The sequence below is a fragment of the Paraburkholderia phytofirmans OLGA172 genome (genome assembly GCF_001634365.1).
Classification (GTDB): domain Bacteria; phylum Pseudomonadota; class Gammaproteobacteria; order Burkholderiales; family Burkholderiaceae; genus Paraburkholderia.
On record NZ_CP014579.1, the window covers coordinates 1,071,091 to 1,081,559 of the forward strand.

General features: G+C 60.6%; 5 protein-coding genes. 2 read left to right on the forward strand and 3 right to left on the reverse strand.

The genetic code is table 11. The annotated features are described in order from the left end of the window. Window positions 1-150 precede the first annotated feature (150 nt). From AYM40_RS25065 to AYM40_RS25075, 3 genes are all read right to left on the reverse strand, one after another. Window positions 151-4,671 (reverse strand): AIDA repeat-containing protein, encoded by a 4,521-nt coding sequence (locus tag AYM40_RS25065; protein ID WP_063498897.1) that lies wholly within the window; start codon window positions 4,669-4,671, stop codon window positions 151-153. A gap of 247 nt (window positions 4,672-4,918) precedes the next feature. Next, the gene (locus tag AYM40_RS25070) at window positions 4,919-6,202 is read right to left on the reverse strand and encodes an autotransporter strand-loop-strand O-heptosyltransferase (RefSeq protein WP_063498898.1); all 1,284 of its coding nucleotides are present in this window, start codon (window positions 6,200-6,202) and stop codon (window positions 4,919-4,921) included. A gap of 377 nt (window positions 6,203-6,579) precedes the next feature. Next, window positions 6,580-7,629: a helix-turn-helix domain-containing protein gene (locus AYM40_RS25075; RefSeq protein ID WP_063498899.1), complete on the reverse strand. Its 1,050-nt coding sequence runs from the start codon at window positions 7,627-7,629 to the stop codon at window positions 6,580-6,582. A 989-nt stretch (window positions 7,630-8,618) separates the two neighbouring features. On the opposite strand from AYM40_RS25075, the gene AYM40_RS25080 reads away from it, so the two are divergent. Together AYM40_RS25080 and AYM40_RS25085 are read left to right on the forward strand one after the other, a co-directional pair. Continuing rightward, on the forward strand, window positions 8,619-9,413 hold the full coding sequence (locus AYM40_RS25080; RefSeq protein WP_063498900.1) for a hypothetical protein: 795 nt from the start codon (window positions 8,619-8,621) through the stop codon (window positions 9,411-9,413). 102 nt (window positions 9,414-9,515) lie between these two features. After that, window positions 9,516-10,466 (forward strand): AMP-binding protein, encoded by a 951-nt coding sequence (locus tag AYM40_RS25085; RefSeq protein WP_063498901.1) that lies wholly within the window; start codon window positions 9,516-9,518, stop codon window positions 10,464-10,466. Window positions 10,467-10,469: the final 3 nt, after the last annotated feature.

A 10,469-nucleotide genomic window follows, 5' to 3' on the forward strand; every position in this document is an offset into this window, starting at 1 on the left:
TCAATGGCTCGATGCGGGGATCGCGTACTGAGGCAGGAGACCGGGCCGTTCATCACGTCACCCCGCGGGGTGTGTCGCGTGATGAAGGGCCCTGGATGGTCATCGGTTCGCACGAAATCCCCGTCATTTGCCGAGCACGCTTTGCCCTCATCAGAACCGGTAGTTCAGCTTCACGCTCCCGGCTTTGACGGATGCGTGATCGGTGTCGAGCAATGTGTCAAAGCCCGCGGAGATCTGAAGTGCCTTGGTAGCCTGTACGGTCAGCGCAAAGCCGGCCGTCACCAGGTTCTTCGGCAGGGTCGCCCCGTAACCGGTGAACAGGGTGCCGTCTTGCGCACTCACCGACACCGCACGATTCGTAGTCCCAAGCTCTCGCGCATAGTCCACCTTCATTTCCAGAGTCGCGGGCCGCGTCACGCTACCGAAGGCGTACTTCAATGCCAGTTCGGCATACGGCTGCACGCTCTGGATGTTGTCGGTTCCGACTGACAGGTCTTGCCCGCCGGCCCCCGATTCGCTAAACGCGTCGCCGTGGAAATACGCGTAACGGATCCCGGCGCTCGGGATCAGCCTGAAGCCGCCAAGCGCTGGGGTTGGCATGCTTGCCTGCGCCGCTGCGGTCACTTCGAAGCCGTTGTGGTCACCCGTCGCCGTTTCCGTTTGCCCGGGATTGAAAGGCCGTTTCTGAGCGAGGAAGTCGTAACCCAGACCCACCGTTGCGCCCAGATTGACCGAACCCATCGAGGTCGCGGCGTAGATCGACGAACGTAGGCTATCCACGGTGCCGGTGTCGGGCGTCGAGCTTTCGCTCACGTCTGAGTGACTGTAGGCGACGGTACCGCCCACGGTATAGACCCCGATCTGATGATCGTAGCCAGCGACGAAGCCGTATTGATGCGCGGAGAAGCCTGACACCGTCCCGCTATCGATCCGCTCATAGTCTCCGTCCGCCTTGATCCAGAGTGAATCGCCGTTACCCGTGCAGTCGGCTGCGTTGCCGTCGCGGCACAGCACACGGAGGCGTTCCAGCACCGTTGCGTTCATCGACTGGGCGCTCTGCGACGCGGCCGAGCCGGTGGCCGTGAAGATGCTGGTGTTGATCGGTGCAAGAACAAGGTCGACTTCGGTCGGTTTGTAGCTGACCGATGGCGTCACATATTGGAAACTCGCGCCCGGTTCGAGCGTATTCGTGGGCGGCGACGTGAACGTGCCACTCACCGAGGAGGCAGTCAGGATCTTGATCGTTCCCGGCGCGTACGCCGTGGTGCCGGCATCGTAGACAATTCCCAGCGTGCCATTCAGTGTCGCATTGCCCAGGATGCTCAACCGCGAGTTGGCGGTCGGACTGATTTCGACCGTCAGCGTCCCGGTCGGCGCCTGCGTGTAGTTGCCGCCAATTGTCGTCGTGCCGATCGAGCCGCCAGGCATGACGGTGCCGCTGTTGACGACATTGCCGCCGATCGTGCCATAGCCGCGCAACGTGCCGCCCGGGTCGACCACCACGTTTCCGCCGAGCGAAGCGGTGGGGTGGGCGCTGTCGCCGACTTCGAGCGTGCCCGACATGACGTTCGTCGTGCCGCTGAATCCGGAGTTCACGCCATTCAATATCACCATGCCGCTGCTTTCCTGGACAAGGGCGCCGCTGCCGCTGACGGCATCGCTATACATATACGTGCCGGCGAGATCGAACATCACCGCGCCGTTATTAGCCGCGTTGCCGACAAGATTTCCGGACGGACTGCCTTGTCCGATCTCGAGCGTGCCGCCGCTGTTCACCGTGGCGCTGATGACCGTACCGTCGACATACTGATAGCCGCCGCTGTTGACGGTGGAATTGCTTGTCGTGCCGCCGCTCGCCACGGTTTGCTCGCCGCCCTTGTTGATGGTGGTGCTGACGGCGGTGCCGCCGTAGCTGACCATCTGATGGCCTCCGCTGTTGATCGCGGTCATGCTTGCCATGCCGCCGCTGGCGACGGACTGTGTTCCGGCGTTCTTGAGCGTGGTGCCGATGGCGGTGCCACCGCTGTTCACGCGCTGGTAGCCGCCGTTGTTGACCTTGGTGGTGTTGGCGGTGCTCCCGCTGTTGACGTACTGAACGCCGCCGTCGAGCTTCGTGCTGTACACCGTGCCGCCGCGCGCCACTGTCTGTACACCGCCGCTGTCGACCGTGTTGTTGGTGGCGGTGCCGCCGTAGACGTCCTGATAAGCGCCGCTGCCGACCGTGGTGAGGTTGGTGGTGCCGCCGCTGTGGACGTACTGGATGCCACCGCTGCTGAGCATCGTGCTGTTGGCCGTACCACCGCTGCCCACCGTTTGCACGCCGCCGCTGTTGATGGTGTTGCTGGTGGCGCTGCCGCCGTAGACGTCCTGGTGGCCACGGCTGTTGACGGTCGTGACGTTTGCCGTGCCGCCGCCGCCGACGTACTGGATGCCACCGCTGTTGAGCATCGTGCTGTTGGCCGTACCACCGCTGACCACCGTTTGCACGCCGCCGCTGTTGATCGTATTGTCGGTGGCGGTGCCGCCAAAGACGTTCTGATAGCCGCCGCTGCCAACCGAGGTGAGGTTTGCGCTGCCACCGCTGTCGACATACTGGGCGCCGCCGCTGATCGTGTTGCTGGTAGCCGTGCCACCGTTGGCCACGGTCTGCGTGCCACCGCTGCCGATGGTGTTGCTGGTGGCGCTGCCGCCGTAGACGTCCTGGTGGCCACCGCTGTTGACGGTCGTGACGTTTGCGGTGCCGCCGCCGCCGACGTACTGGATGCCACCGCTGTTGAGCATCGTGCTGTTGGCCGTACCACCGCTGACCACCGCTTGTATGCCGCCGCCGCTGATCGTGTTGCTGGTGGCCGTGCCACCGCTGGCCACGGTCTGCGTGCCACCGCCGCTGACGGTGTTGCTGGTGGCGCTGCCGCCGTAGACGTCCTGGTGGCCACCGCTGTTGACGGTCGTGACGTTTGCCGTGCCGCCGCCGCCGACGTACTGGATGCCACCGCCGTTGAGCATCGTGCTGTTGGCCGTACCACCGCTGACCACCGTTTGCACGCCACCGCCGTTGATCGTATTGCCGGTGGCGGTGCCGCCAAAGACGTTCTGGTAGCCGCCGCTGCCAACCGAGGTGAGGTTTGCGCTGCCACCGCTGTAGACATACTGGGCGCCGCCGCTGATCGTGTTACTGGTGACCGTACCACCGCTGGCCACGGTCTGCGTGCCGCCGCTGCTGATGGTGTTGCTGGTGGCATTGCCGCCACTGATCACGGTCTGCGTGCCGCCGCTGTTGACCGTCGTGATGTTCGCGGTGCCACCGTCGCTGACGTACTGGGCGCCGCCGCTGATCGTGCTACTGGTCGCCGTGCCGCCACTGATCACGGTCTGCGTGCCGCCGCCGCCAATGGTGTTGCTGGTGGCGTTGCCGCCGTAGACGTCCTGGTTGCCACCATTGTTGACGGTAGTGACGTTTGCGGTGCCGCCGCTGTCGACGTACTGGATGCCGGAATTGACTGTGCTACTGATCGCCGTGCCACCGTAGCCGATATCCTGGATGCTGTTGTTGATCGTGGTGTCGATGGCCGTGCCGCCGTAGAGGATCTGCTGGATGCTCGTGTTGAGTGTGGTGCTGGTGGCAGAGCCGGCAAAGGCAATGACCTGATAGCCCGCGTTAAGCGTGGTGCTGGTCGCCGCGCCCCCCGTGTCGATGACCTGAACGCCCGCGGTAATCGTCGTGTCATTCGCCGTACCGCTGCCGTTGATCAACTGGATGCCGGCGGTGATGGTGTTGTCTTTGGCAGTGCCGCTGTTGTTGATGACCTGGACGCCGGCAATGATCGTGTTGCTGGTGGCCGACCCACCGTCGTCGATGTACTGGATGCCAGCGTTGATCGTGGCACTGCTGACTGTCCCGCCGGAGTTGACCGTCACCGTAATGCTATCTGCGGTCGCGGGAATGACGGACACCGAAAACTGGCTTGGGTTCTGCAGTCCTCCGGCTACCAGTGCCACTGCATTGGCCACCTGAGCAGCAGTCCCGGTGCCATTGACCACAGTGTCGGTGGCCGAGCCGCCGCTGCCCACGTATTGGAGACCGGTGTAGACCGTGGTGCTGGTGACCGAACCACCGCCGAGGACTTGCTGGGTACCCGCGTTATTGACGGTGGTGCTGACGGCGTGGCCGCCGTAGACGTCCTGATAGCTGCCGCCATTGACCGTGGTGACGCTCGCGGTGCCGCCGCTGCCGACGTACTCGCTGCCGCCGCTGTTGATGGTGTTGTTGACGGCGGTGCCGCTGCTGGCCACGGTCTGGGTGCCGCCGTCGACCATGGTGCTGGTGGCGCTGCCGCCGTTGACGACCTGCTGGGTGCCGGCGTTGTCAACGAGGGTGCCGCCAGCCGAGCCGCCCGTGACATCCTGAGTGCCACCGCTGCTAACGACGGTGCCGGAGGCCGTGCCGCCGCTGAGGACGAACTGGGTAGCGCCCGCCGGCACGGACACCCCTGTGCTTGTCACCCCGGACGAAACGACGCATGAAACGACGCATTGCGCCATCGCCGGTGGCGCGATCCAGACATGAACAATGACGCTCGCAAGCAGTAGGGACGTCAAGCGTGGGAGCCGCCGTGTGCGGCGGCCGAACGTATGGACACAGAACGTGCGACGGTAAGTGATCGGTTTCATGAAGGATTCTCCATTGCGTGCGCATACTCGAAAGCTCTGACAAAGGGGGCGATGGCGCTGCCACCCCGCGGCGTGCTCTATCACGAGACCGTCACTTCTATCCGTTGCAAAACGAGAAGCGTCGTAAACTCTCCGTTGGTTCGATAGCGAAGAGGGCTTGGGTAAAACTACAACTCGAGAGCCGGCTGTGATCACTGCTCCGGCCGCCACTTCCGTCTATCTGACGTAATATGGACAACGTATTAAGTCAGTCGATTTCACTGTCAGACTCGAAAAACCCAGGGATCCGGCGTAGCACCGATTTGACCTGCTCCGGCGTAATCAGACGGGTGCATTCGAATTGACGTGGCGTCCCCGCATGTCGGGGGCACCACAAAAAATCGGCATGGTCAAAGCGCACGCGTGCGTCGTTCCAGCAACTGTTGCAGGGGTGGTAATTGATCACCCGATACGGTGTCGAAAATTCGTTGGCCGCACTTGAGAAGCCGCTGATCAGCACGACGGGCGTACCTGCCGCCCACGCCAGCCAGGACAGCCCGCTCGAGAGTCCGATGAAGAAGTCGGCATGCTTGAGCCAGCGCGCCCGCTCGGTGAGCGGCTGATCGCCGGTCTGATCCTCCGCGCCGTAGGGAATGTGATTCCATACGATCCCGTGACCATGTGTCGGCTTCTGGTCAATGCAAATCACCCGGTAGCCGCGTGCCCTGAGAAACTCGACGATCTCCCGCCAACCAGTTGGGTGGTTCCAGTATTTGCACTGCGTCGTGCTTTGCGCTGCTATGCAGACATAGCGCTCGGGGATCGGCCGGCTGTCGTCTTCGAGGGCCAGCAGAGGCGCCTGCTCCGCAGCATCCACACCGAGGATGTGGCCGGCGGTTCGATGCAATCCGACTTGCCGGAAATCGCATGGCTGCCATTCGGACGACGCGTCGTCAAAGAACAGTCCGATGTTATAAGTCGCGTAGTACTGTTCGGGCTTGACTTCTTCCGGCGTGATGAACTGGATGTCCGGATAGGCCTCCTCGAATAGGGGAATGAGTACGCCGGACATCGCACAGGTCAACCGGCAGCCATGCTGCTGCTGGAATTTCACTGCATAGGGGAACCAGCCGATGATGTCGCCTAGCGTGCCGACGGGGAACTGAATCAGCACAGGCCGGCTCTTCGCGTCGTAGGTGTGATCCACGACGCGCAGGCCGTCGCCATGCGACTGATCCCAGACCTCGATCCCAAAGCGCACGTAGTACTTCTTGGCGCTCGACACCGCGCCGGCCCCAATTGCGGTTTCAAACAGGACGTTGCCGGTATCGAGATCGCGCAAACGGATGCGCCATTTACCGTCGGGCAGCGTGATCCTGCAGCCAAGGTTGAAGTCAAACCGGATTCCCCTGGATGCCTTCTGCGTCGGGATGCCAGCGGGTGCGGGAAACGGCCCCTTCGCGGGTGCGGGCGAGGTCGCGGGGGCGACTCCAGCCGACGCGGGAGGCGCATCCAGCAAAGTAACATCCGTCGATTCGGAATAGTTAGTCATGCTGACCTCTTAGTAAAAAATGTACCCGTGATGGAAAGCCATGGAGATTGCTCCAATAGTGTTCCACGGAAGGCAAGACGGCCTGACCCTTCAATCCGTGGCTTCCTTCTGAACCGGAAAGCGTCTTGCGCCGGTCCGCCATCCTGGAATGAAACGTTCTCCGGAAATGGTCTGTCTCATTCGCTAACGATGCGTCAATACGTCACTTCAGTAAAATAAGCAAAACTAAATAACACTGCGAGTGAGGCGATGACGGATGTCGCGCGAGAATTGACAGTCAGGCGCCAGCTTGCTGCGATGCGGTTTTCGGGTTTGTTTAAAACTTGTCCCGCCTGACCAATCCAGATGTCCTCACCTGAACGTCTGCCTGAGCGCTGCTATGTTCCTGAATTGACTCCGTTGGGTGCCTTGCCGCTAACAGCCCGATCACGAGCTAGCATCCGATATTCGACCGGGGAGACCGCGAGGTACTTCAGAAAATATTTGCGTAGATGGTCGCCGTTGAACAGGCCGCATCGCCGGGCAATCTTGTCGACTGGCAGGTCGGTTTGCACCAGCAACAGTTGTGCATTTTCGAGGCGAACCCGGGCCAGATATTCGTGCGGAGTCTGGCCGATTTCCGATTTGAAGCGCCGGAGAAAATTTCGCTCACTCATGGATGCGCGTCGGGCCAGCTCGGAGATCGAGACAGAACCGGCGTGATTGCTTTTGATCCAGAGGACAGACGCTTCAATTCGTTCGCTCAACGCGACGGTGCCACGGACGCTGATCGGCGCAGCGCCCCCCCGGGTGAGGGAGCGATTGGCGCGCAGTATTTCGCTGCGGATCCGCACCAGCACGCCAAAGTCACGTTCGACCGTCGCAAGTAGCCGGTGCAACGCCTGTTCGCCTTGGGCGAGCTTCACTTCGGGATAGCCCGGCTTCGAAGGGTTGGCCACGCCACGCGCTCCGTGCTCCAGTTCCGCAAGCGGGGCGCCCAGCGCCGTGGCAGGCAACAGGCCGGTCGCGGCGAGCATATCATGGGCGTCAGCCGAAATCGCAATGAGTTCGACTTCAGGGCCGGCTTGCGCCAGCCAGCTGGCAACCCGCGGATCACACGTACCACCGCCCCCGCCAACAAAAATCGACTTGAAGATGCGCGGGTCGAAATCGTCGATGTTCTCTGCAAACAGGCGAATTGAGGATGCGCATGACACGAACCCTTTCTGGGTAGACAGCATGTGGACGCTGTAGCGGTGCGCGTCTGCGCTCGTATAGGGTAACGACTCATTCCACCGCTGATAGGTCTCGGCAACGGCGGCTGCTTCGCTGAGAGGACATTCATCAAGAATAAGCAGCGCAATTTGGCGCGTACCGTCCATGAGGGGCGCTTGCTCAGTCTGAATTTGCGCACCATCCGCAGCATCGTTCCAGTGTCTCAGGTTCATCGATTCCCCCGTCTCGTATCCGCAGATTTATCCAGCGGTTGCGTTGCAGCATACTGACGAATTATTGGGGCGGATGGTTTTCGTCCGAAAAGTAGGTTTTTTTGGCGGTTTTCGGAACGACAGCGCATTCCGCGTGAAGGCGACCATCGATTCCGCGGCACCAGGCCCCGAGATTGCACAGCAAACAGACTGCGCATTCCACAGGAAAACCCGCGACTTCCCAGGCGCCGTGAGTGCGATGACCCGATCGAGGTGTCAACCAGAACATCCATGCGCAGACGTGTTGGACATGGTGTTGTTGCGTTCGGTCAACCCCCTGGCATTGCTCACCGATTTCATCTCCTCGCAGCTCCGACCCTGCTCGTCTGCAAAATACGCTGCTCGTGTCCGGAGCAGACGCAGCATCGCCGATCCCCTTGTATTGAACAGGAGAGGCAACTACACGAGCGGCGATGTGCGGCGTCGCAAAATATGAAGGTCGCGTCCGAAATCTAGGGCAGGTTGTCGGAATTGAAGAAAATTATCCAATAACATGGTCATTAACAGATCGACGTTTGAAACTGCAACCGGGGTTCCAGGGCATTCCCCAGGCGACGAAAAAACTGGATGCGGCTTTGAATGCACCCAGAATGGGTTGATCGAAACTGAGATTGCTCGTTGTCATCGTGACACGGGCGAGTTGAACGGGGTATCCATAACACTGAATGCGTGAACACGCTCACCGACGAAGCGCGACGCGTAAGCTTGTCTTGCCGAGGCGTGCGCGGTCATTCCTGAATGTGCGGACCGGTGTGAAGGATATCAGCCGGCGGTATTAGCTGGCTGATTCCACACTCGTTTGATCGTTGATAGACGAAGCGGACCCACTCCCGGCGGTAGTGCTGTTCGGGAATCGGTGGGGCCGAACTGGAATTGTCGGTCGCAAATATGATGGTTAAAGAGAACACAGCACGGGCGGTATCCTTGTACAACATTTAGGATGACGAAAAATGAATGCTGACGCCATTGTGATGACAAAGCTGCGCGATACGTTTAGCCATGTCGAATTTGCTGGCAGTCTGGATGAATGTCTGGGCGAACTGGCATTGAGGGCAGGCGAGATGCTTAATGCGGGATGCGCGATCGCAATGTTGAGCGAACGGCAGGTGGAGGAGATCGGCTTGCGTCCGGGGACGGAATTTGGCGATGTGCCGGACAGGCCATTTGAAATGGCCGACGCTCAAGGATCCATGCATCCCGGTTATGACGCTTCGGTGCCGGGCGAGGATGTGGAGTGCGGGATCATTCCCGCAGGCATTGCCGCGGATACCCGAACGGGAAAACGCATGTTTTCGGCCATCGTGATGCATGGAAAAGTCATCGGTGTCGTTCGTGCCTACCAGCCACAACACCGGCATTGCTTCAGCGCCGATGACCTGCAATTGTTCGCCATTCTGACGCTTGTCATTACGAAGTCGATTCAGGTGATTCAGTTGCAAAACATTCTGAGGTCACGCTTTACGCAGATGGCGTTGACGCGATCTGGGGAGAAGACCATTGGGGAAATTGTGGCGGAATCAGCCCAGACACCCAATCAGATGGCGCGGATTCTGGCCAAATCGTTTTACCGGGAAATGATCGGTGCGGGATTCAATTTCAATCAGATTATTTTCGCGGCGTCGGAAGTGATTTCAGAGTTGACCGACAACATGCGCAAGCACCGCGATGCGTACAAACGCCGCGTCGCCCACACCGAAGTGCGAGAGGGTAGGCCGAGCCAGTCCGGACAACCCGAGGTTGTCTGAGGGCCGCACGCGCAGGGACGATTGTGGCGCGCAGGCGCGACGAACGGGGTAGGTGGAAGAAAAGCCACACGCTGGGTGCCATAGCGGTGTGGCGTACGGGGGATGCTGATCATGACTGTCAGACCTGACGTTGGCAAGTGGATGACCGATCATCATGTTGTCTGGATGGACGGCGACGAGCTGTTGTGCCGTGTCCCCTTCACAGGGGTTGACTGGACGATGCTCGAGGAGATGGTTTTACACGAGGCGCCAGTGGCCTGCGCGCACGAAGACGAGGCACAACGATCCGCAAGGCCGGCGCCTGCCGCTGTTAACCTGGTTCGGCAACCCGTGCACCGACGCTTCGAGGTGTACGCCCAACTGAATCCCGGCGCACGTGCCGTGAAGTTCAACCAGTCCGAACTCACCTATGGCGAACTGGACAGTCAGGCAGATGGACTGGCCGTTCTCCTGCAGGCCCAGGGACTGGGCCCCGGCGATCTGTGTGCCATCTGCATGCAGGGATCGTTGGCGATGGTGCGCGCGATTCTGGCGGTGCTGAAAGCTGGCGGGGCCTGTTTGCCACTGGACCCGACGCTCCACGACGCGCGGATTGCAGCCACGCTCAGCGCTTCGAACGCAAGAACCGTGATCACCCAGGAAGCGTTCTCGGACCGGTTCGCCGGGACGAACGCGCAGATCATTTACTGCGGTGAGCAAACCGATGATTTGCCATGTTCATGGCCTCTGGATTGTCTGACTGAAGACGTTTCGCCGGCCTGCGCAATTTGCAGGTTTTCCGAGGTGGACTGTCCGGTCATCGTGGTGAAAGACCACGCAAACGTGATCGACGGGCTGGAGTCGATGCAAGAGATCAGCCCGATCGGCCAGGGCGATTCCCTATTGCAGAGCTCTGATTACGCTTTTGACGCCAGCGTATGGGAATTTCTTTGGCCGCTGACCCACGGGGCGCGATTGGTGATTCTGCCGGCGCGGGAAAAGATGGATCTCGAGCGAATACGGCAACTCATCGTTCAAGAGCGCATCACCGTCATGCACGTCAACTTACGATGAAGA

Bases quoted from the DNA above. Each gene is read 5' to 3' on its own strand.
- AYM40_RS25065 (WP_063498897.1), bottom strand. From the start codon at position 4,671: ATGAAACCGATCACTTACCGTCGCACGTTCTGTGTCCATACGTTCGGC.
- AYM40_RS25070 (WP_063498898.1), bottom strand. From the start codon at position 6,202: ATGACTAACTATTCCGAATCGACGGATGTTACTTTGCTGGATGCGCCT.
- AYM40_RS25075 (WP_063498899.1), bottom strand. From the start codon at position 7,629: ATGAACCTGAGACACTGGAACGATGCTGCGGATGGTGCGCAAATTCAG.
- AYM40_RS25080 (WP_063498900.1), top strand. From the start codon at position 8,619: ATGAATGCTGACGCCATTGTGATGACAAAGCTGCGCGATACGTTTAGC.
- AYM40_RS25085 (WP_063498901.1), top strand. From the start codon at position 9,516: ATGCTGATCATGACTGTCAGACCTGACGTTGGCAAGTGGATGACCGAT.